Raw genomic sequence first — 23,034 nt, forward strand, 5'->3', positions numbered from 1 at the left:
CGCTATTGTCCTCTCACCCGGCCCGTGGGTTCCACAATCACCAGCGCAATGCCACACACCAAGAGGCCGGCGCCCAGCCAGAAGGCCAGCTCGGGTGTTTCGGCAAACACCAGCCAGCCCAGTGTGGGGCTGAACAGCAGCAGCGAAAAGCTGCCCGCCTCCACCGCCGACGCATCGCCCGCGCGGTAGGCAAAAAAGTAGCTCAGGTAAATGCCGGCGGCGGCCACACCCACGACCGGCAGCAGCCACCACAGCGCCGGTGGCACGCTGGGCAGGCTGAAGCCGGAAAACACGCCAAAGGTGAGCCAGCAGGCCACCTGGCTCCAGGTCAACACGGCGATGGGATGCTCCTGCCCCGAATACTTCTTGAGCACCACACCCAGCATGGACTCCATGAGCGCACCGAACAGCGCCACCAGCGCGGCAGGGTGGAAAGCTTGGGCGCCGGGCTGCAAGATCACCAACACCCCGCCAAACCCCACCAGCACCCCGCTCCAGCGCAGCCAGTGTGGCTGCTCACCCAAGAGCCACACGCCCAGCGGCAGCATGAAGAGTGAGCCCGTCATCAGGTAGGCACTGGCCTCGGCTAGCGGCAGGTGCGACACCGCGTAGGCGGCGCACCAGGCGGAGGTGACGATGAACACCGCGCGCAGCAAGTGGATGCGCGGCTGGCGTGTGGCCACCATGCGCCCGCGCGTCCACGCCACCACCGGAGCGAGCATGGCCAGCACCACGGTGGCTTGCAAAAATAGCACTTGTTTGGGGGGTATGCCCGTGGCCATCAGCCGTTTGTTGCAGGCGTCCAGCACGGCCCAGCAGGCCATGGCCAGCACCACCAACAACACGCCACGCGTATTGCCGGCCAGCGCACGCCAGCGTGTTTGTAAATGTGACAGCATCCGCACCCTGAGAGAAAAGCGGGCCACTATACCCGCCCCTGGCCGCCGCCTCAGCGCGGCGAAATCTCGCCACTGCGCAGCTTGTCGCAGAGGATTTCCAGGCGCTCCTTCCAGGCACGGCGCACATCCGAGTGCGCACCTTTGAAGAGGCGAAAACTCTTGAGCTCCGGCTCGGCCTCAGACCAGTAGTCGTCACGCACCCCCACCTCCAGCTCGCCCGCCAGTGTGGAGACGGTGGCGCCCAGCAAGGTGGTGTGGATGGTGCGCCGGTCGGCGTGCAGGGTGATGTTCCCACGCGGGTCCAGGTCAATGAACCAGTCGATCTTGCCGTTTTCTGCGTAGCCCACCTCGCTGGTGCCGCTGAAGCCGGCCACCTGCCGCCAATGGGCAATCTGGGCTGCAGGCTCCAGGTCTTGCGCCACCGGCTGCTCGGCCGCTTTCTTGGCGCGGGCTTCCGCACGGGCCAGGGCCGCGGCCTCAGCCTCCACGCGCTGCTGGCGCAGCTGCACTTGCTGGGCCAGGTTGTAGTCCAGCTTGTCCACCCACATGCGGATCTGCCCGGCAAACTGGTGAAAATTGGCCGCCACCGGCTCGGGCACCAGCTCCAGGCGCAGCAGGTGGCGCTCGCCCCCCGGTTTCTCGGCCGCGGCAAACGCAGTCTCGTCCGACGCCCGGAACACCACGCTGCACTGCCCAGTGGGCTTGGCGGGTTGGCCGGGCTGGGCCTGCACGCTGCGTGTCACCTCGATTTGCAGGCCCGCGGCAGGCAGCGTGGCGGTGAGCGGCCCCTGCTGCTCCTGTGCGCCACCGCCCGCCACCGGCTCGCGGGTGTAGTGGCCCTGCCGGGTCTGCACCTTCAGCTGCTGCGCGCTGCGCTGCACCTCCACGCTCCAGCCATGGGCCTCAAAACGCAGGCCGCCGGGGATGGGGCCGGAGCGGGTTTTCAGCACACGGGCCTGGTACTCCACATAGGCATAAAAGCCCAGTATCGCCAGCACCACCGGGGTCAGCAGACCCACAATCCACAGCCAGGGTTCGCTCATGGGTGGGGCTCAGGCAGGGCGCCGCAGCGCAGTGGAACAAGGGGTGATGGGCATGCCGGGGCTTTCTTCACAACGATATTTTGCTATTAATTCAGGAGCTGCTTGCGCATATTCCACGAGGGCCAGACCCCATTTTGACCACAAAACAGCCACTGCAACAGGCCCGTGGCCCCGGTCAGCGCAACAAGCCCTGGGCGTGGGCCTCGTAAATCGCCTCGGCCTTGGAGCTGACATTGAGTTTTTTGTAGATGCGGCGCACAAACGTGAGCACCGTGTAACGCGAGATGTGCATCAGCTGCGCGATCTCGTCGGCCGTGAAACCCTTGGTGATCAGCTCCAGCACCTGCTGCTCGCGCGCCGACAGGCTGGTCTTGCCCTCGCTGTCCTCGCTGCGCTCCTCGGGCACCGCAGGCTTGGCCTTCCAGAAGCGGGTCAACACATGGCGCGCAATCAGCGGGCTGATGGGGCTGCCACCACTGTGCAGGCTGCGAATTTCGGCCGCCAAGCGCGCCGGCTCCCGGTGTTTGAGCAGGTAGCCCGCGGCACCGGCTTCGATGGAGCGAATTACATGGGCCTCGTCGCCAAAGGTGGTGCTGACCATGGTGCCGCAGTCGGGCCACTGCGTGGCCGCCGCGCGAATCACGTCAATGCCCGAGCCATCGGGCAGGCCCAGGTCGACGATGAGGATGTCGGCCGCCGGGCCCTGCAGCAGCGCCAGCCCGGCTGCCTGCGTGCTGGCCGTACCGGCCAGCTGCAGGTCCGGCTCTTCCTGCACGGTCTGCATCAGCGCCTGCAGGAAGTCCATATCGTCTTCCACAATCGCCACCCGGATCGGTTGGAGGGCGGCGCTCATAGTGGTGCGGGCCGCGATTCCGCAAACGGCGACTGCAGTGGCAGCCACAGCGTTGTCACTGCCCCCTGGGGCGTGCTGCTCCAGCGCACCTGCCCGCCAATGGCATCCGCACGGCGGCGCTGGTTGGCCAGGCCCTTACCGCCGCTGCGCAGGGCTTGTTCGGGGTCAAAACCGGGGCCGTTGTCGGCAATGCGCACAAACACACCGCCCGCCTCCTGCCCGGTGGACACATGCACCTCGGTGGCATCGGTGTGTTTGAAGGTGTTGGTCAGCGTCTCTTGCAAGATGCGCAGCACATGCAGCGCCCGCCGCGGGTCCAGCCAGCCCAGCGGTGGCAGGTCCACCACGCCCCATTGCAGGGCAATACCCGCCGTCTGCAGGCGTGGCCCCAGGCGGTAACGCAGCGTGGCCAGCAAGAGCAGCAGGTCGGCATCCACCGGCTCCATGGAGTCGATGGTGAGGTGCAGGTCGTCAATACACCCGCGCAGGATGTCGGCCACCGCTTCCTCGGTGACCTGGCCGCGCTCAATCGCCCGCAGCGCGCTGTGCAGCGAGGAGCCCAGCCCGTCGTGCATGTCCTGCATCAGGCGCTGGCGCTCGTGCGCCACGGTTTGCTTGTGCTCCACCTGGCGCAGGCGGCCATAACTCTCGGCCAGCTCGTCCTCACGCGCGCGCAGCTTCACTGCCAGCTCCTGGTTGGATCGCTCCACCTGCAGCAGTGCATTCATGTAGTGGCGGTGCATCAGGTAACAAAAGACCACGAAGTTCAGCAAGTTGGCGTAAGGCCCCAGGTACCAGCTCTCGGGGTCCAGAAAGTTGCTCTGGATGGCCCAGTCGTTGAGACCAAACAGCGTACTCACCGCCACGCCCAGCGACAGCAGCATGCCGTCCAGCGAGCGCCGCCACGACAGGCGGATGCCCACGCCCGACACCACCAGCCCCGCCAGCATGGCAAAGGGGTAGATCAGTGGTGTGATGAGGGGCGAGTTGGGCAACTGCCCCACACCCGGCAGCGTGGCGAAGGCCACGACCGCGCTGAGCAGCAGCAGGGTGCGTGTGAGCCAGGCCTGGCGCTGGCCATGCAGCAGCATCTGCAAAAAGTGTACGGCGGTGATGAGCCAGAACAGCGCGTTGACCGTGAGCCAGGCAAACCAGTCGTCGGCCACCTGCACATCCACATAAAAGTGCAGGGCCCGCACAAACGACAGCGCGGCCAGCAGCGCAAACAGGCCGTAGCCCGAGACCCGCTTGCCCCGCACCCAAATGAAGAAGGCAAAAAACCCCACCGCCAGAAACGCGCCGCCGCTCATGGCCGGGGTGTGCAGCTGCAGCCATTGGCGCGCCTCAAACCGCCACTTCAGCGCCGCACTCGGGCCCAGCCACACCGAGGCCAGCGCCGTGTAGCTGCCCGCGTCGTGCTGCATGCGCACCAGCACCTCGCGCGGCTGCGCGAGGCGCGGGCCCGCGTCCACCGCAATCAGCTGCGGCGCCCAGTACCACAGGGCCCCGTCCAGCTGCCACTGGTGCAAGCGCACACCATCCACATACACGGCCATGGGCCCATAGGCCTTGGTGCGCGCGGTGTAGAGCATGAGGGGTGCAGTGCCGGGCGCAAAGTCGGCCACCGGCAGACGGTACCAAGTGGTGCGCGTGGCATGGGTCTGGGCCAGGCCGGCCTGGCGCAGCAGGTCCGAGGTCTGGCCAAACGGCAGCGTGACAGGCTGCCAGTGGCCCGGCAGGGTGCGGCTGTCCACCATCACCGGCGCAGGGGTGTCGTCGGACAGCTGCAGCACCTCGGCCGCGGTGAGCTGGATGGCACCGGCGTCCCGTGTCGCGTCGCGCTCCAGGCCCCAAACCAGCCAAACCAGGGCCAGCGCAGCGACGGCCCACCCCACCCGGGCCAGACCAGGAAGGCGTGCGAGCGAGCGGAACAGTGCGGGCATGCGGGGGTTGTACCAAAGCAAAAAGGCAGAAGGACGCGAGTATGTAGCACATACAGGGGACATACACCGCCGCCCGGTCTTCCGACAATCCTGCACGTATCCCTTTCAAGGAGAAGATTGTGTTGTGGACCTCTAACCTGACCGCGCTGCTACGGCGCCAAACCCTGCTCAAGCCCCTGCTCGCACTGGCCGCCCTGGCCGTGTGTACCAGCGCGGTGCAGGCCCAAAACCAGCCCAGCATCTGGAGCCCGCAGACGCCCGAAACCGCACGGGCCGCCTTGCAGGACCAGCGCCTCATGGTGCTGGACCCCGCGTTCTACCTGAACAAGTACCCCGACCTGCTGAAGGCCTTTGGCGCCAACAACCTGGAAGCCGCCAAGCAACATTGGCTGAGCTACGGCATCAAGGAAGGCCGCCAGAGCAGCTTTGTCTTCAGCCTGCCGGCCTACCAGGCCCGCAACCCCGACATCCTGTGGGACCGCAACATCCGCAGCTACGAGGCGGTGCTGAACTACTACATCACCCAGGGCTACAAAGAGACCCGCGACACCACGCCGCTGGGCACACCCTTTGACATGCCTGTCGGTTTTGACCCCGATTTCTACCGCCAGTACTACCCCGACCTCGCCAAAGCCTTCGGCACCAACTTCGGTGCCCTGACACGGCATTGGCGGGAATACGGCAGCAAAGAAGGCCGACTGCCCAGCCGCAAGGCTTACGGCGAAGCCCTGGCCTTGGGCGTGGACCCGGAGTTCTACGCCAATCGCTACTCCGACTTGCGCAATGCGTTTCGCCTGAACGCGCTGGCGCTGGTGCAGCACTACCAAACGACCGGCCGCGGTGAAGGCCGCTTTGCCATGGCCGGGGTAGAGAACGCGTTTGAAGCAGGCCCCCCCAGCTCGGGCCACGGCCGCCAGTATTTGCGCAAGGGAGACTGGCTTTCCACCGATCAGTACCTGAAATCCGCCTCGCGGGCCTACATCGCCGTCCAGCAGGGCGACGCAAACTTCTGTGTCTACAAGGTGGGAAGTCCGCAGGACCCGACCTACCCCGGCCTGAACTGGTGCAGCCGCAACGTCTCTGCCCCCGCCGGCCAGTTCTTCACCATCTTTCAGGGTGACGGCAACCTCTGCACCTATGCCGGCACCGGCCCCGCCGACAACAAGGGCGGCGTCGTCTGCCCTTCAGGCCCGCGCAACGGCGACTTCTACCTGATCCTGCAGGACGACGGCAATCTCGTCATGTACCCCGGCAAGAACCCGGCCACCCGCAAGGGCGACGCCAACTGGAATGTGGGCTACTACAAGAACCCCCGCCAATCCCCCGGCCAGTGGATCACCAATGCCGCCAACACCGTGGCCAACGGTACCGTGATGGCGGCCAACACGGTGGCCAATGCGGCGGTCATTGCAGCCAACGCCACCGCCGGCGGCGTCACCAGCGCAGCCAATACGGTCGCAGGCGGAACCACCCAACTGGCCAACACCATTGCCAGCGGCACCGTGATGGCGGCCAACACCGTGGCCAGCACCACGGTGGATGTGGCCAACCAGACCGCCGCATTCGCCACGATGGTGATTGACATGATGCGCAACAACTGCAGCTCGTACGCCAAGTTCTTCCCCGATCCGCTCTCGATGGGCCTGTCCGAAATGGCGAAGGTCATCAATGACAGCCAAACCAGCGCCATCACCGGCCAGGTCAACGCCTGTGCCACGGAGTTCCGATCCGGCTTCTACTGCCAGATTCCCGAAGAGATGGTGAGTCTGGTGTCGGACGTCAAAGGCATGGGCCAGGTACTCAAGCGTTCATCCGAGCAAGCGATCACCAAGGAATGCGCCGCCAGCTTTGTCCTCACAGCGCCCCCGATGTTCATGGTGCAAGCGCCCCTGGCCTGCGGTGCTATCAAGAGCATGGTGGAAGACAGCATCAAGATGACCACCTGCCTGATTGCGGCAGAAAAAGACGGTGTGCTGGGACAGTTGGTATCGAACTCCGGCGGCGGCGTCAGCACCGCTCAGGTCTGCCAGATGGCGGGCAAGGTCACCCTCAAACTCGCCAAGCGGGAGCTCACCAAGACGACCGGCACCGGCGACAACATGGCGGCCAAGGTTTGGAGCTTTTTCAACAAAAGTGCAACGGCCAACCAAGCGTCCGACCTCAGCTACAAACGGTTGATGGCCCTGGACGCCTGCAAGGGCATCTAAGCCTACACACACACCGCGCAGGGCGGGTGCCTTAGGCCACTTCAGGCCTTGAGGTACTCCGCCTTGCCGCCCAACCAGCGCGCCACATGTTTGTGGGCCAGGTGCGGGTAGCGGTCCAGCAGCATGGGTGCCTCGGCCCGCGCCCATTCCAGCAGCGCGGTATCGGTGGCCAGGTCGGCAAAACGCAGCATGGCCTCGCCGCTCTGGCGGGCGCCCAAAAACTCCCCAGGCCCCCGAATCTCCAGGTCGCGCCGTGCGATCTCAAAGCCGTCGTTGGTCTCGGCCATGGCGCGCAGGCGTTCGCGCGCGGCCTCCCCCAGCCTTGGCGCATCGCCCGTGGAGTACAGCAGCACGCAGGCAGAGGCCGCCGCACCGCGCCCCACGCGGCCGCGCAGCTGGTGCAGCTGGCTCAGGCCAAAGCGCTCGGCATGTTCGATGACCATCAACGAGGCATTGGGCACGTCCACCCCCACCTCAATCACCGTGGTGCTGACCAGCACCGACATCAGCCCGGCGGTGAACGCACCCATCACGGCCTTTTTGTCGTCCACATGCATACGCGAATGCAGCAGGCCGATGAGCACGGGCTGGCCGTCGGCACGCGTGGCGCCCTGCAGCGCCTCGGCCAGGTCGGCATGGGTTTGCGTGGCGTTGGTCAGGTCCAGCGCCTCGCTCTCTTCAATCAACGGACACACCCAGTAGACCTGCCGCCCTTCCGCGATTTGACCGCGTATGCGTTCGATCACCTCATCGCGCCGGTGGTCGTTCACCACCTTGGTGACGATGGGCGTACGCCCCGGCGGCAGCTCGTCTAAGGTGGACACGTCCAGGTCGGCGTAGTAGCTCATGGCCAGCGTGCGCGGGATGGGCGTGGCCGTCATCATCAGCATGTGCGGCTCCATAGGCACTAGCCCCCACGCTCCGCCGCTGCGCGGGTCGCTGCCCCCCGAGGGGGCTGCATCGCCTTGGGGCGGCCCGGCGGCGGCGCCGTGCTGCAGCTTGTTGCGCAGCGCCAGGCGTTGCGCCACGCCAAAGCGGTGCTGCTCGTCGATGATGGCCAGCGCCAAATTCTTGAACTTGACCTTGTCCTGGATGATGGCGTGCGTGCCCACCACCAGCTGGGCCTCGCCGCTCTCGATGAGCGCCAACATGGCGCGGCGCTCCTTGGTCTTTTGGGTGCCGGTGAGCCAGGCGGTGGTAATGCCCAGCGGCTCCAGCCAGCCCAGCAGCTTGCGAAAGTGCTGCTCGGCCAAAATTTCGGTGGGCGCCATCAGTGCGCACTGCCATCCGGCGTCCATACAAATGGCGGCGGCCAGCGCAGCCACCACGGTCTTGCCCGCGCCCACATCACCCTGCAAAAGGCGGTGCATGGGGATGGGGCGCGCCATGTCCTTGGCAATCTCGGCGCCCACACGCGCTTGGGCATTCGTCAGGCCAAACGGCAAGGCGGCCAGCAGCCGCGCATGCAGGGTGCCGCCTTCCACCGCCTGGAGCTGCGGCGCCTTGAGCGCAGCCCGCTCGCGCCGGCTTTGCAGCTGGCTGATCTGCTGGGCCAGCAGCTCCTCGGCCTTCAGGCGCTGCCAGGCCGGGTGGCTGTGGTCCATCAGCGTGTCCAGCGACACATCGGGCGTGGGGTGGTGCAAAAACGATAGCGCGTCGCGCAGTGTCCATAAGGGCTGGTGGCCAATTCCGTGCCTCAACACCTCCAGATCGCCGGGCGCAAAGGTGTCGGACAAATCGGAGCGCGCCAGGCCCGAGAGCACCGCCTTGCGCAGGTAGGGCTGGGGTAGGCCCGCCACTGTGGGGTAGATCGGCGTGAGCGCCGTGGGCAGGCTGCCTCCGGCGGCACGGAAGCTGGGGTGCAGCATGGTGCGGCCCAAAAAGCCGCCCTTGACCTCGCCGCGTACCCGGATGCGGTTGCCCACGGCCAGCGCTTTTTGCTGCGAACCATAGAAGCTGAAAAACCGCAGCGTGCAGGTGTCTGAGCCATCGTCCACCGTCACCACCAGTTGGCGGCGCGGGCGAAACGTCACCTCCTGGTGCGTGACCACGGCCTCGATCTGCGCCTGCTGGCCCTCGCGCACCTCGGTCAGTTGGACGATGCGGGTCTCGTCCTCGTAACGCAGCGGCAGGTGCAGTGCCAGGTCGATGTCGCGCTTCAGGCCCAATTTCTCCAGCGCTTTTTGCGCGAGGGATTTTGTGTCGCCCGCCCCGCTCGCCGTGCCTTCCTTGGCGGCGTCATCGGTGCGGGGGGCAGGTTTCTTGGGCATGGGACAATTCTGCCCTGTCTTTTTCCCTTGGAACGGGCCCGTCCGGCCCTCAAGCACCATGCAAGCTCCCACTCCCGTCACGTTTCCCGGTACGGACCGTGCCTTCGCCCTGAGCGACTTTGATTTCGAACTCCCCGAAGCCCTGATTGCCCAGCACCCGGCCGCCGAACGCTCGGGCTCCCGCCTGCTGGACGGTACAGGCGCCACCTCGGTAGACCGCAGCTTCAAAGACCTGCCTGGCCTGTTGCGTGCCGGCGACCTTATGGTCTTCAATGACACCAAGGTCATCAACGCCCGCCTGTTTGGCGAGAAAGCCACTGGCGGCAAGGTGGAGCTGCTGATCGAACGGGTGCTGGGTGGCAACCAGGTGGCGGCCCACATGCGCGTGAGCAAAAAGCCCGAGGTGGGTGCCACGATCAAGATGGTGTGCGCGGAAGGCCAGGAAGACGGCCTCTGCGCCACCCTGCTGGGCCGCTGGCCGAATGTGGATGGGCCCATCTACCGCTTTGTGCTGAGCAACGACAAGGGCGACGACCCCTACACCCTGATGGAGCGCCACGGCCATGTACCGCTGCCCCCCTACATCACCCACAGCGACTCACCCGAAGATGTGCAGCGCTACCAAACGGTGTTTGCGAAAAATCCCGGCGCCGTAGCGGCCCCGACGGCCGCCCTGCACTTTGACGACGGTGTGTTTGCGCAACTGGACGCGATGGGCGTGGAGCGGGCGCATGTGACACTGCATGTGGGCGCAGGCACCTTCCAGCCCGTCAAAACCGAAAATTTGGCAGACCACCAAATGCACAGCGAGTGGTACAACGTGCCGCCCGAAACCCAGGCGGCGATTGCCGCCTGCAAGGCACGCGGCGGACGCATCGTGGCCGTGGGCACGACCAGCGTGCGCACGCTGGAGAGCTGGGCCCAAACCGGTATTGCCAGTGGCGACACCACCATCTTCATCACGCCCGGTTTTCAGTTCAAGTTGGTCGATGTGCTGGTGACCAACTTCCACCTGCCCAAGAGCAGCCTGATGATGCTGGTGAGCGCGTTCACCGGCTACGAGCAGGTGATGGGCCTGTACCGCGAGGCCATCGCCCGCGGTTACCGCTTCTTCAGTTATGGCGATGCCATGCTGCTGAAGCGACGATAAGCCGCCACGCTCCGGCGCTGATCAGCGCAGGCCAGGCAACACACCGAGGCGCAGCAACTGCGTCTCGCCGTTGGAGCCGTCCACTCCGTCGTTGTCGGTGATGGCGAAGGCCTGACCGGCACGGTCCAGCGCAAAACTCTCGACCTTGTCCAACACATAACCGTGGGGCTTTTGCAGGTCGGGCACCAGGTTGCGCAGCAGGCGTTTGGTTACCACCGGCACCTTGGTATCGCCGGGTGCGGCAGCTGTCAGCCCCGCCACCGAGAAGGTGTGCAAAGTTTTAAGCGCCTGGTCGCCAAACTGGTTGTCACGCTCGACCACCACAAAGGTGTCTTGACCCACCGCGGTAATTTCCGACAGGCCCACCCAGCCGCCCTCGGCTTTGGTGGCCTCCAGCGGGTAATGGAACACGCCCCAGGTTTTGGTGGCCGGGGTGTAGCGCAAGATTTTGGTGAAACCCTTGGGGTCATCTTTCCACTCGCGCTGCACGGCCAGCCACACCACTTCTTGGTCGCCGGTGCCAGTGCTGGTCACCCCCTCAAAGCCAAAACGGGTGACGTGGCGTGCCAACGCCTCGGGCAGCTCAATTTCCTCTTGTACTTCGGCCTTGGCGTTCAAGCGCAGCAGCAGGTTGCGCAGGGGCGCTGGTTTCTTGTCTGGATCGCCTTCCGAGGCCAACCAGAAACCACCATCGACGCGCTGGGCAATGCCTTCGCCGTCGTAGCCCACAGGTTTGCCGTCTCTGCTCACCGTCATCGCATTCGTGATCAAGGCAGGCGTGAAGTTGGTGTCGAGCTGCAGAATGCGGGTGGTGGCATACACGCTGTCGGTGACAGCAAACAGGCGCCCGGCCTGTGTGCGGTCGGCTGCGGTGCCAGAAATCGCGCCCCAGGGGATGGGCGGGCCAGCGGGTGAGTCGCTGGACATGAGCGTGGGGTACGCAGGAACGGCAGCACCTCGCTGATAAATCATGACGCTGGAGCGGGCGGCGCCATCGTTTTCGCTGGCCACCACCAGCAAGCCGCGCTGGGGAATGGCGGTCAGCCCTTCGGGGCCGCTGCCAGCGGGCAGCGATTGCAGGTGCTCAGGCGCCTGGCCTGCGCCCCGGTCGCGCCAGACGGTGACCAGCGAGGAGCGTTCTGAGCCGACGAAGATCAAGGTGTCTTTGCCAAACACGCCGACCTCCACACCCTCAGGCTCATTGCCTTTGGCGGCCGAACGGCCCTCGGGGTAGTGGCCCAGGCGCATGGCCTCGTGGTCCAGGAAGTTCCCGCTGTCCCACTCCACGTTGCCATCGGTGTTGAAGATGGAAATGCTGCGTGAGCCACCTTGGTAGTCACCCTCGTTGGCGGTCACAAAACGGGTGTTGTCCAACCATGCCACGGCGTCGGGTTCGCGCAGCAGGCCTTGGGCCGATTCACTGGGGTTGATGATGCCGTCACGCTTGCGGTCAATGTCTTTCAGGTCCACGGTGCCGGCCGAGAAATGCTTGATCACCTGGCGCTTGGCCACGTCGATCAGAACGATGTGGTTGTTCTCCTGCAGGGTCACCACGGCAATGCCCTTGGCGTTGACCTTGACCAACTCGGGTTCTGCGTCGTCCGGGGCGATGTCGGCCAAGCCATTCAAGGCCACGGGGTAGGAACGGATGCAGTCGGGCATGCCGGCCGCGTTCAGGGGAATGATGGTCAGATTGCCACCGGGCAGCTGCGGGATGGCGCCTTTGTTGAGTTTTTCGTCGCGCTCATTTTCCATCACGATGACGGCGTGGCGCGCGCCTTTGTCCAGGGCAATGGAGTCCGGCTGGCCGAACAGCGGGCAGGTGCCCAGTGCCTTGCGGCTGGCCAGGTCAAACACCGCCAAGTGCCCGGCGGGCTGGGTGAAGTCTTTGGTGGAATTGACGGCGGCCAGTACTTTGCCATGGGCAATGGTCACCGAGGTGGGCTCGCCTTCCACAGGCAGAAATCCGGCAGGCTTGGGCTGGGCCGGGTTGCGGATGTCAATCAGGCCAATGCCCATTTGTTCGCCATCGGTGTAGGCCAGTGTCATGCCGTCGGCACTGACCGCCACAATTTCTGCCACCGACTTTTTGCTCACATTGCGCCCGGCGGGCACATTGCGCTGCGCCTCAAAGGTGGCCACACGGTTGAAGTAGGGGCCAGCGGCCGGGGCTTGGGCGGCAACGCCCGCACAGGCCAGCAAGGCCAAGGCGGACACGATCGGGGAGAAAGACGGCATGGAAGCTCTCATTCAAGGAAAACAACGAAGTCAAACGGGGTGGCTGTGGTTTGCGCCAGCGGCGACGGTAGTGCCCGGGTATGACAAGGTTGTGACACGCCCATGACCAGGCGAGACTGCCCCGGCCGTGCAAGCATGGGTTTCTACCGAGGGATTGCCACCCGAAAACGCCACGTTTTCCGCTAAGGTGATGCCATGGCGGAACTCCAAGACCTCATGCAACAGGCGCCCCCACCCTGGCGCAATACCGCCGCCAACGCGCTGCCGCAGACCTGTACCAGCGCGCGCTGCCGGGCACCATTTTTTACGGCATCGCCCTGGCCATCACGGCCTGGGTGGGCGGCTACCTCCCACAACACGGCGGGGCCATGGCCCTGGCCTTTGCGCTGTACGGCGGGCTCTGGTACCTGCGCCGGGTGCACACCCCGCCGCCAGACCTGCAGGACACGCCGGCCGCCGACCGCTGGTGGTGGCGCCACTGGATGCTGGTGGACGCAGGCTGCCTGGTGTGGTGCCTGTTCTTCCTGGCCGTGGGCCACCTGGAACAGGGTCCGAGCACCGCTTTTCTGGTGGCCGCCGTGTCCACCATTGCCTTTAGCTCGGCCGCCTGTGAAACCTATGCCCTGAACCGGCGCCAGGCCCTGTGGGTGGTGGTGCTGTTGCAGGTACCGGCGCTGCTGTACTTTGCGCTGGCCATCCCCGCCCTGTGGCCGGTGTGTACCGTACTGGCGGGGTACTTTGTGTACCAGCTCACCCACATCCGGCGCCGTGCGGGGGAGTACGACACCCAAATGGCCATGGAACACGCCCTGCTTACCAGCCGCAGCGAGGTGGAGCGCCTCTCGCGCCTGGACGCACTCACGGGCCTGGCCAACCGGCGCGAGTACGACAGCACCTTTCGCGCGCACTGGCGGCTGGCGGCGCGCCAGCAAGGCAAGCTGGCCCTGATGGTGGTGGACCTGGACCACTTCAAACGCATCAACGACACCTATGGCCACCTGGCCGGTGACACCGCCCTGCGGCATGTGGCACAACTGATGGGTGAGCGGTTCAAACGCTCCAGCGACATGGTGGCCCGCATCGGGGGTGAAGAGTTTGCCGTGTTACTGCCCGACACCAGCGCCGAAGAGGCCATGCAACTGGCACAAACCTTGTGCCGCACCCTGGCGGGTACTCCGGTACAGTGGGACGCACACCACATCCCGGTGACGGCCAGCATTGGGGTGGACTGCATGCGCTGGGACCTGGACCTGACGCCGCAGGCCAGCTTCAGCCGCATTGATTCGGCCTGCTACACCGCCAAGGCCAAGGGCCGCAACCGCGTGGTGCAGGCCTGAACCAAGCAGCGTCGCCCTCGGCGGTTTAAGCCACCTGCATATCCCCGCCCTGCTGGCGCAACGTGTATAGCTTTTGCTCCAGCCGCTGCAGCGCGCTGGACCAGCCGATGGCCGTACCCGAGCGGGTTTCCAGCACCGCGCTGCAATGGAAGGGCTGGGCATCTCCCTCCACCACAAAAGGCTGGCACAGCGCCGTCGCCCGCGCATAGGTGTCCGCCTGCCGCGTGGCCACGGCCAGCAGAAAGCGCCCGCGCCCCCAGGGCAGCACCAGTTCACCGTTCTCGGTGCCTCCGGCCAGGCGCTCCAGCAAGGTGGTTTGCACCTGCTCCATACGCTCCAGGTCGCCCTCGGCATCCAGCGCAGTCCACTGGTCCACTTCGAGCAGCACCAGGGTGTGCAGACGTTCGCCGCCCATGTCTTGCGCCAGGGCGGAGCGGCGCTGCAAAACCTGCCCGCCCGAATGCAGCAGAGCCGCCCGGCTGCGGTCCCAGTGCGCCAGCGCCTGGGTCAGGACGCGCACCAGCCGCCCCACCTCGTCACCGGAACCAGGTGCCAAACGCAAAGCCTCACCCTTGGCCATAAACCCGTCCAGGCCATCGGCGGCGTCACGCAAGGGCGCAAACATGCGCCACAAGACGTAAATCACCAGCGCAGTGGCCAACAAGGTAGCCACCAGGGCCGCCAGCAACACGCCCAGGGGCGTCAACCAGTCTGGCCGCAGCGTGACCACAGCCACCAGGGTCAGCAGGGGAATGTGGGTGGCCACAAAAGCCACGGCAAAGCTTTTGACGGCGATTGATTGGGTCCAACGCATGGTGTTTTCCTTTGTTTGCCATTATTCACGCCCTTGGCTTGGGCCCAGGGCTTCACGGACAATAGGGCCCATGCTGAAATTTGAACTTTTGAACAACGACCCCGCCACGGACGATGGCGCCTACTTGGGCAGCCACGCGCGCCGCGGCCGCCTCACTCTGAACCACGGCGTGGTCGAAACCCCCATTTTTATGCCCGTGGGCACCTACGGCACCGTCAAGGGTGTGATGCCGCAAAGCCTGAAAGACATGAACGCCCAGATCATTCTGGGCAACACCTTCCACCTGTGGATGCGCCCCGGGCTGGACGTGGTGGAGAAGTTTGGCGGCCTGCACCAGTTTGAGAAGTGGGACAAACCCATCCTGACCGACTCTGGCGGTTTTCAGGTGTGGAGCCTGGGCGAGATGCGCAAGATTTCGGAAGAAGGCGTGAAGTTCGCGTCGCCCGTGAACGGCGACAAGCTGTTCCTGACACCCGAGATCAGCATGCAGATCCAGACCACGCTGAACTCCGACATCGTGATGCAGTTTGATGAGTGCACACCGTATTTGTCGGTAGAGACCAAAACCAAGGGCCAGATCACGACCGAGCGCGAAGCGCGCAGCTCGATGGAGCTCTCGCTGCGCTGGGCCAAGCGCTGCCAGGACGAGTTCGCACGGTTGAACAACCCCAACGCACTGTTCGGCATCGTGCAGGGCGGCATGTTTGAACACCTGCGCGACGAATCACTGGCAGGCCTGGAAGCGCTGGATTTTCCCGGCATCGCCGTGGGCGGCCTGAGCGTGGGTGAGCCCAAGGAAGACATGATGCGCGTGCTCAAGCACATCGGCCCCAAGCTGCCCAAGCACAAGCCCCATTACCTGATGGGGGTGGGCACCCCGGAAGACCTGATCGCCGGTGTGCAAAACGGCATCGACATGTTTGACTGCGTGATGCCCACGCGCAATGCGCGCAACGGCACGCTGTTCAGCCGTTATGGTGACCTGAAGATTCGAAACGCCCGCCACAAGAGCGACGAGCAGCCGCTGGACGTGACCTGCACCTGCTACGCCTGCGCCGGCACCGGCGGTGTTGCTTGGGCGGACGGCGGACGCGAAGGCTTCAGCCGCGCTTACCTGCACCACCTGGACCGCTGCGGCGAGATGCTGGGCCCCATGCTGGCCAGCGTGCACAACCTGCACTACTACCTGAACCTGATGCAGGAGGTGCGCGACGCGCTGGATGCGGGCCGCTTTGGCGCCTTCATCCAACAGTTCCACACCGACCGCGCGCGCGGCGTTTAACCACCCGGGGTTAAAAACGCTCCTAATTCAGGAGCTGCTTGCGCAGCACCCATAAGGGCTAGAGCCATATTTGGCTTAAAAAGTCTCCCAATCCTCATCGCCCCCGGCGGGTGTGACCTTGGTGCTGACCTTGGGTGCGGCCACGGCCAGTACAGGCGGTTTGGCCGCAGGCTTGGGGGAGGGTTTGGGTGCACTGGTGAGTTTGGCGGCACTGCGTACAGGTGCTGGCTTAAAAGCCAGCACCGATGAAGCGGCCGGCGAGGAGGGTTTTCTGGCAGGTGCCTGTGGTGCATGGCTGGCGCCCTGGTCGGCGGCAGACAGCTTGAACACAGCCACCGTTTGCACCAGATCGCCCGCCTGGCTTTTGAGGCTGCTGGCCGCCGCCGCCATTTCTTCCACCAGTGCCGCGTTTTGCTGCGTGACCTGGTCCATCTGGGTAATGGCCTCACCCACCTGCGAAACACCGGCACTTTGCTCGCTGCTGGCGGCGCTGATCTCGCCCATGATGTCCGTCACGCGGCGGATGCTGTTCACCACTTCGGTCATGGTGACTCCGGCTTTGTCGACCAGCGCCGTGCCTTGCTCCACACGCTCCACGCTGGCGCTGATGAGGGTTTTGATCTCCTTGGCCGCTTCGGCACTGCGCCCAGCCAGACTGCGCACTTCGCTGGCTACCACCGCAAAACCGCGGCCTTGCTCGCCGGCACGTGCGGCTTCCACCGCCGCGTTCAGCGCGAGGATGTTGGTCTGGAAGGCGATGCCGTCGATGACGCTGATGATGTCGCTGATCTTGCGGCTGGAGTCGTTGATCTCTTTCATGGTCTCGACCACTTGGCCCACCACTTCGCCCCCTTGTACTGCCACAGTGGACGCATTCACAGCCAACTGATTGGCCTCGCGCGCGTTGTCGGCATTCTGTTTCACGGCCGCGTTCAGCTCTTCCATGCTGGCGGCGGTTTCTTCCAGCGCGCTGGCCTGTTGTTCGGTGCGGGCCGAGAGGTCGTTATTGCCCTGCGCAATCTCCGAACTCGCATTGGCCACCGACTCGGAGCCACGCCGCACGGTCGACACCACCTTCACCAGGCTGTCACGCATGTGCATCAGCTGGGCCATCATGCTGTTGGTGTCGCCGGGCTTGAGGTCAATATGAATACTCAAATCTCCATGGGCCACACTCTCTGCCAACTTGGCGGCCACATTGGGCTCGGTGCCCAACTGCGACGTGATGGAGTGGGTCACCCGCCAGCCAAGGAACACGGCCAGCAACACACACACCACATTGACAGCAATCAAGGTATTGCGCGCGGCCGTGTAATTGGCTTGGGCCTCTTCAAACTGGCTGCGGTTGTTCGCTTGCTGCAGCGCCATGTTTTCTTCCAACGCCACTTGCCATTGGGTGTTGGCCGGGTTGGCCGACTTGAACAGCAGTTCAATCGCCTCGGCGGTCTTGCCTTCGTCTGACATGGCAAGGACCTGCGTATTAAGAGGCCTGGCTTTCTGGGCGGCATCCGAAATCGCAGCACGCAGCCGTTTGCCCTCATCACTCGCCGGCATCTTTTGCAAATCGTCCCACGACTTGTCATATTGCTCGCGCGCGTTCTTGATCTTCGCGGTCTCGGTACTCTTGGCTGCGGGGTCCGAGAGCAGCATCACGCTGCGCACCACACGCGACACCACGTGCACGGAGTTGGACATCTCGGTTGCCAGCCGAATCTTCACGTTGTTGTCCAGCTGCATGTCCTCCAGCTCGCTCTGGATAGCGGACAACCTATTGAGCGTAAATACAGCGGACAACAACATGGCCACCAGCACAAGGCCAAAGGCCCACGCCAGGCGCACGGCCACTGGCATCTGACTAAACTTCATGAACGTCTCCCAAGGAGGAAATAAGCAAGCGATATAGCGACATTCATACTAGCCCAGCCAGTTCACGGCAAACTGACTAAATGGCAGGCTTTTGTCGCACCGGATCGGGCGCCCCCAGCGCATCAAGCCCTAGGCGTGCCCCACCAGCTTGAAAACAGCCACCGTGTCGACCAGATCATCCGACTGCGCCTTCAGGCTGCTGGCCGATGCCGCCATCTGCTCCACCAACGCGGCGTTTTGTTGCGTGGTTTGGTCCATCTGGGCAATGGCCTCACCCATCTGGGCCACACCTTCACTCTGCTCGCTGCTGGCGGCGCTGATCTCGCCCATGATGTCCGTCACCCGCCGGATACTGCCCACCACCTCGGTCATGGTGCTACCGGCTTTGTCCACCAGGGCCGTACCCTGCTCCACACGGGTCACACTGTCGTTGATCAGGGTTTTGATTTCTTTAGCCGCTTCGGCACTGCGGCCGGCCAGGCTGCGCACTTCAGACGCGACCACCGCAAAACCGCGGCCCTGCTCGCCCGCGCGGGCGGCTTCTACCGCCGCATTCAGCGCCAGGATGTTGGTCTGGAAGGCAATGCCATCAATCACGCTGATGATGTCGCCAATCTTGCGCGAGGCCTCGTTGATGCCTTTCATGGTCTCTACCACCTGACCCACCACTTCGCCGCCCTGCACCGCCACGGTGGACGCACTCATTGCCAGCTGGTTGGCCTGGCGGGCGTTTTCGGCGTTTTGTTTGACCGCCGAGTTGAGCTCCTCCATGCTGGCGGCGGTTTCTTCCAGCGCACTGGCCTGTTGCTCCGTGCGCGCACTCAGGTCGTGGTTGCCTTGGGCAATCTCGGCACTGGCGTTGGCCACGGCTTCGGAGCCATTGCGCACACTGCCCACCACCTTGACCAGCCCCTCCTGCATGCTGCGCAGGGCACGGAACAGCTGGCCGGTTTCGTCACTGCTCTGGGTGTCAATGCGCGACGTCAAATCGCCCGATGCGACGGTCTGCGCAATGCCCACCGCATTGGCAATCGGTCGGGTGATCTTTCGGGTCATGACGGCGGCCAGCCCTCCAGCGGCCAGCAGGGCCACCCCAATCGCCACCAGCATTTGCAGGCGCTGCTGTTGGCCTTGCGCCAAGGAGCTAGCCACCTCACGCTCGCTCATGCCGTGGATCTCCCGCTTGGCTTTTTCCACCGCGGCCACCAGGGCCACCAGCAGAGGGCGGCAGTCGGTCACGATTTGGCGAGACGCAGCGTCCCGATTGCCCGCCAGCGCGTTTTTCACAATCTCGGTGGCCACCACCGCATATTTACCTTCGATCTTTTCGATCTCCTCTACTTCCTTCAGCAGAACGACCGCGGGTGGGCCATCTGCCGAAAGCATGGTCTTGAGCGTCTTCATCGACCCGTTGATGCGCTCAAACGACACGTCAATACTTTTCTTCTCGGTGGCAATGTCACTGGCGTTGTCCATCAGCACAATGTTGCGGGCCGCCACTGCCCGGGCATTGACCGCATCAAACAGGGTTACCAACAGCGCATCCTCCTTGGCAATCACCGTCACCTGGTGTTCAAAGTTGCGCTGCGATACCGCCAGGTTGCTAATTCCCATCACCGACACCAGAACCACCAGCAAAGCCAGGATCAGGTAACTGACGATGAGACGCGCCTTGATGGTTCCGAAAATGGATCCCCCGGCCATTGAATGCTCCATGGATGACTCCTTATGTCATGTTGTGCTGCTACTCCCACCCTCTTTGGGGTTTTTCACTGTCGCCCAACGCGTCCTGGAACACGGAGAAAAAACAAATCGCTACGCTTCGAGCTTGAACGCAGCCACCGCCTGCACCAGCTCGCCGGCCTGGCTCTTGAGGCTGCTGGCCGCGGCCGCCATTTCCTCTACCAGCGCGGCGTTTTGCTGGGTGCTCTGGTCCATCTGGCCCACCGCTTCGCCCACCTGGGCCACACCCGCACTTTGCTCGATGCTAGAGGCGCTGATCTCGCCCATGATGTCGGTCACCCGCCGGATACTGCCCACCACCTCGGTCATGGTGCTGCCGGCTTTGTCCACCAGGGCCGTACCCTGCTCCACACGGGTCACACTGTCGTTGATCAGGGTTTTGATTTCCTTGGCGGCCTCGGCGCTGCGGCCGGCCAAAGAGCGTACTTCGCTGGCCACCACCGCAAAGCCGCGGCCTTGCTCACCGGCACGGGCGGCCTCTACTGCCGCATTCAGCGCCAGGATGTTGGTTTGGAAGGCAATGCCATCAATCACGCTGATGATGTCGCCGATCTTGCGCGAGGCCTCGTTGATGCCTTTCATGGTCTCTACCACCTGACCCACCACTTCGCCGCCCTGCACCGCCACGGTGGACGCGCTCATGGCCAGTTGGTTGGCCTGGCGAGCGTTTTCGGCGTTTTGCTGCACCGTGGAGTTGAGTTCTTCCATGCTGGCTGCGGTTTCTTCCAGGGCGCTGGCCTGCTGCTCGGTACGTGCGCTCAGGTCGTTATTGCCCTGGGCAATTTCGGCACTGGCGGACGACACGCTTTGTGCGCCCTGCTGTACCAAGCGCACAATGCCGGCAAGATGGGTTTGCATGCGACCCAGCGCTGCCATCAGGCGCTGCGTTTCCTCGTTACCCGCGGGGCGCACCGTGGCGGTCAGGTCCCCATCGGCCAAGCGGTCGGCCATGTCCACCGCCTGCACCAGGGGCGCCGAGAGCAAGCGTGCCAACCACAAGGAGATAACCACCAGCAGCGCCGCCGCAATGGCCAGGCCGGTGCCCACAATGATCTTGGCATTCACCGCCAGCCGGTGCACCTCGATGCTGAAGTGCTCCACACTTTGGGCCACCCCATCACTCTGCGCCTCCAAGGCCACCTCCAGGTCTTCAAACGCTTTCTGGAACTTGGGGATCTCCAGTTCGGCGGCCGCAAGGTCCTTGCGTGCCAGCGTCTGGATGGTGGCCGCCGATTCGGCGTAGGCCTTGACCAGCGGGGCCGCCTTGGCGACCAGATCACGCACCTCGGGTGAAATAGGCAAGGCCTGTATGGCGGCCATGTTGGCGGTAAAGTTGTCGGCGTGCTCCTTGAGCCCCTTCTCGGCTTCGGCCATGCCCGCTGGGTTGTTCTTCTGCGCATTGAACAGCGTGAGCAGCACATCGCCGCGGATGGCGTCATGCATCATGTCCGCCTCCTGGCTCTTGCTGAGCGCCAGGCTGACGTTGATGGAAGCGTCAAAGGCATCGGACAGGCGGTTCGCGTTGAGCAAACCCGCACCGCCCACCAGCGCGGTCATGACCACGCCCAACAAACCCAACCCCAAAACCTGATTTCTCAGCTTCATACGCACCTCCGTGCAGTGGCTCGCCTGTTGGAAATCCTGGTGCAGCTTACGCCAACTTGAAGGTTGCCACCACCCCCACCAAGTCTTGCGCCTGGCTCTTCAGGCTGCTGGCCGCCGCGGCCATTTCTTCCACCAGCGCGGCGTTTTGCTGCGTGGCTTGATCCATCTGCGTCACCGCTTCGCCTACCTGCGCCACACCGGCACTCTGCTCGTTGCTGGCCGCCGAGATTTCTCCCATGATGTCGGTCACCCGACGGATACTGCTCACCACTTCGGTCATGGTGGCACCGGCCTTGTCGACCAAGGCCGTACCTTGCTCCACGCGCTCCACGCTGGTGCTGATCAGGCTTTTGATTTCCTTGGCGGCTTCGGCGCTGCGTCCAGCCAGGCTACGCACCTCGGAGGCCACCACCGCAAAACCGCGGCCCTGCTCCCCGGCACGCGCGGCCTCTACCGCCGCGTTCAGTGCCAGGATGTTGGTCTGAAAAGCAATACCGTCGATGACGCTGATGATGTCGCTGATCTTGCGCGAAGCGTCATTGATGCCTTTCATGGTCTCGACCACCTGGCCCACCACCTCGCCACCCTGCACGGCCACGGTGGACGCCGTCATGGCGAGCTGGTTGGCTTGGCGGGCGTTATCGGCATTCTGGCGGACGGTGGAGCCTAGCTCTTCCATGCTAGCGGCGGTTTCTTCCAGCGCACTGGCCTGTTGCTCCGTGCGCGCACTCAGGTCGTTATTGCCCTGGGCGATTTCAGCACTGGCGGTGGCCACAGATTCGGAGCCACTGCGGACATTGCTCACCACCTGCACCAGACTGTCCTGCATGCTCTTCAAGGACACCAAAAGCTGGCCAACCTCGTCTGTTCCGTGCGCAGGAATCGGCGCACTCAAATCCCCCGAGGACACGCGCCTGGCCACATCCGAGGCTTGTGCCAAGGGCTTGGTGATGGAGCCCGACAAGATCCAGGAAAACAGAACACCTAGGCCCACGCTGAGCACGCCCAGCGCAATGAGCAACTGGCGGCTGGTATTGCGCTGGGACTGGATGTCCTGGGCCACCGAATCCACTTCATCCCGCTGCTGCTTCTGCAGCGCTTCCATCTTGGCCATATAGCCGGCCGCAGCGGGCACAAACTCTTTGTCCAACATGGCATTGGCTTCGTCCACCCGGCCGTCTTTTTTGAGCACCATGATGGCATCGCGCGATGACAAATACAGTTTGCGCTGCTCGCCAATGTCCTTGAACAGTGCCTTCTCGGCGTCCGTATCCATCAGCCCCTCCAACGCTTTTTGCAGCTCGCCGGACTGGCTGGTGGAGGCCTTGGCATCGGCCGCAAAAAACTCTACCAGCGAGGCGTCACTGCTACGCGCAATGGCCGTGGTCCGCGTCACACCAGCACGGATGTTGCGGTACCAATCGCCCACCATGCGCTCGGTTTTGATCGGGCTTTGGACCATCTCCTGAGTCGCGTCGGCCACGGCATTCAGCCGGGAAATACTCATGGCAATCACAGCAATGGACAACAGCAAGACCACCGCAAAGCCCAGCCCAAGCCGCTTGGCCACGGACAGATTCGATAGTGAACGCATACGACACCTCTTTTTGCACACGCTGCACGTCGCAGCGAAAACCAGTTCTCAAAACGTTTGCAATCAGTGTGGGTGCAAGCGCCGTACACACGTGCAAAACGCACCATCCAAGATCCTGCAAGTGATACGTCACGCGCAGAACTACTATTAATTCAATAGCATCTTACGCAATATCCATAAGTACTAGAGG

15 protein-coding genes are annotated in these 23,034 nt (G+C 63.9%); 4 read left to right on the forward strand and 11 right to left on the reverse strand.

What is annotated here, in order from left to right; genetic code table 11:
• Positions 1-2: 2 nt before the first annotated feature.
• The 4 genes from AC097A_RS17390 to AC097A_RS17405 form a co-directional block, all read right to left on the reverse strand.
• On the reverse strand, positions 3-899 hold the full coding sequence (locus tag AC097A_RS17390; RefSeq protein WP_479621814.1) for a DMT family transporter: 897 nt from the start codon (positions 897-899) through the stop codon (positions 3-5).
• 50 nt (positions 900-949) lie between these two features.
• Positions 950-1,942 carry a hypothetical protein gene (locus AC097A_RS17395; protein WP_479621815.1) on the reverse strand — a complete coding sequence of 331 codons (993 nt, stop codon included), beginning with the start codon at positions 1,940-1,942 and terminating at the stop codon, positions 950-952.
• Between the two features lie 175 nt (positions 1,943-2,117).
• Complete coding sequence (locus AC097A_RS17400) at positions 2,118-2,795, reverse strand: response regulator (RefSeq protein WP_105261593.1); 678 nt, start codon at positions 2,793-2,795, stop codon at positions 2,118-2,120.
• Positions 2,792-4,738, reverse strand: coding sequence for a sensor histidine kinase (locus tag AC097A_RS17405; protein ID WP_479621816.1), 1,947 nt, complete (start codon positions 4,736-4,738; stop codon positions 2,792-2,794). Before AC097A_RS17405 ends, AC097A_RS17400 begins: the two co-directional genes overlap by 4 nt.
• Positions 4,739-4,857: 119 nt before the next feature.
• Between AC097A_RS17405 and AC097A_RS17410 the strand changes: the two genes are divergently transcribed.
• Positions 4,858-6,945, forward strand: a complete 2,088-nt coding sequence (locus tag AC097A_RS17410; protein ID WP_479621817.1) for a hypothetical protein — start codon at positions 4,858-4,860, stop codon at positions 6,943-6,945.
• A 41-nt stretch (positions 6,946-6,986) separates the two neighbouring features.
• On the opposite strand, the gene recG is transcribed toward AC097A_RS17410, so the two are convergent.
• Positions 6,987-9,215 (reverse strand): ATP-dependent DNA helicase RecG, encoded by a 2,229-nt coding sequence (gene recG / locus AC097A_RS17415; RefSeq protein ID WP_479621818.1) that lies wholly within the window; start codon positions 9,213-9,215, stop codon positions 6,987-6,989.
• A 58-nt stretch (positions 9,216-9,273) separates the two neighbouring features.
• Here recG and queA point away from each other — a divergent pair, with 58 nt between their 5' ends.
• Complete coding sequence (gene queA, locus AC097A_RS17420; protein WP_479621819.1) at positions 9,274-10,365, forward strand: tRNA preQ1(34) S-adenosylmethionine ribosyltransferase-isomerase QueA; 1,092 nt, start codon at positions 9,274-9,276, stop codon at positions 10,363-10,365.
• Between the two features lie 21 nt (positions 10,366-10,386).
• On the opposite strand, the gene AC097A_RS17425 is transcribed toward queA, so the two are convergent.
• A complete protein-coding gene (locus tag AC097A_RS17425; protein WP_479621820.1) occupies positions 10,387-12,603 on the reverse strand; it encodes an esterase-like activity of phytase family protein in 2,217 nt (738 codons plus the stop codon).
• A 368-nt stretch (positions 12,604-12,971) separates the two neighbouring features.
• Here AC097A_RS17425 and AC097A_RS17430 point away from each other — a divergent pair, with 368 nt between their 5' ends.
• A complete protein-coding gene (locus tag AC097A_RS17430) occupies positions 12,972-13,940 on the forward strand; it encodes a GGDEF domain-containing protein (RefSeq protein WP_479621821.1) in 969 nt (322 codons plus the stop codon).
• A 25-nt stretch (positions 13,941-13,965) separates the two neighbouring features.
• Here the strand turns inward: AC097A_RS17430 and AC097A_RS17435 are convergent, their stop codons facing one another.
• A complete protein-coding gene (locus AC097A_RS17435; protein ID WP_479621822.1) occupies positions 13,966-14,754 on the reverse strand; it encodes a hypothetical protein in 789 nt (262 codons plus the stop codon).
• Positions 14,755-14,824: 70 nt separating this feature from the next.
• On the opposite strand from AC097A_RS17435, the gene tgt reads away from it, so the two are divergent.
• Positions 14,825-16,036: a tRNA guanosine(34) transglycosylase Tgt gene (gene tgt / locus AC097A_RS17440; protein ID WP_315496304.1), complete on the forward strand. Its 1,212-nt coding sequence runs from the start codon at positions 14,825-14,827 to the stop codon at positions 16,034-16,036.
• Positions 16,037-16,111: 75 nt separating this feature from the next.
• On the opposite strand, the gene AC097A_RS17445 is transcribed toward tgt, so the two are convergent.
• The 4 genes from AC097A_RS17445 to AC097A_RS17460 form a co-directional block, all read right to left on the reverse strand.
• A complete protein-coding gene (locus AC097A_RS17445) occupies positions 16,112-17,902 on the reverse strand; it encodes a methyl-accepting chemotaxis protein (RefSeq protein ID WP_479621823.1) in 1,791 nt (596 codons plus the stop codon).
• A 129-nt stretch (positions 17,903-18,031) separates the two neighbouring features.
• A complete protein-coding gene (locus AC097A_RS17450; RefSeq protein ID WP_479621824.1) occupies positions 18,032-19,618 on the reverse strand; it encodes a methyl-accepting chemotaxis protein in 1,587 nt (528 codons plus the stop codon).
• A 99-nt stretch (positions 19,619-19,717) separates the two neighbouring features.
• The gene (locus AC097A_RS17455; protein WP_479621825.1) at positions 19,718-21,250 is read right to left on the reverse strand and encodes a methyl-accepting chemotaxis protein; all 1,533 of its coding nucleotides are present in this window, start codon (positions 21,248-21,250) and stop codon (positions 19,718-19,720) included.
• A 46-nt stretch (positions 21,251-21,296) separates the two neighbouring features.
• Complete coding sequence (locus tag AC097A_RS17460) at positions 21,297-22,844, reverse strand: methyl-accepting chemotaxis protein (protein ID WP_479621826.1); 1,548 nt, start codon at positions 22,842-22,844, stop codon at positions 21,297-21,299.
• Positions 22,845-23,034: the final 190 nt, after the last annotated feature.

The sequence above is a fragment of the Rhodoferax sp. XS2R6 genome (assembly GCF_056521365.1).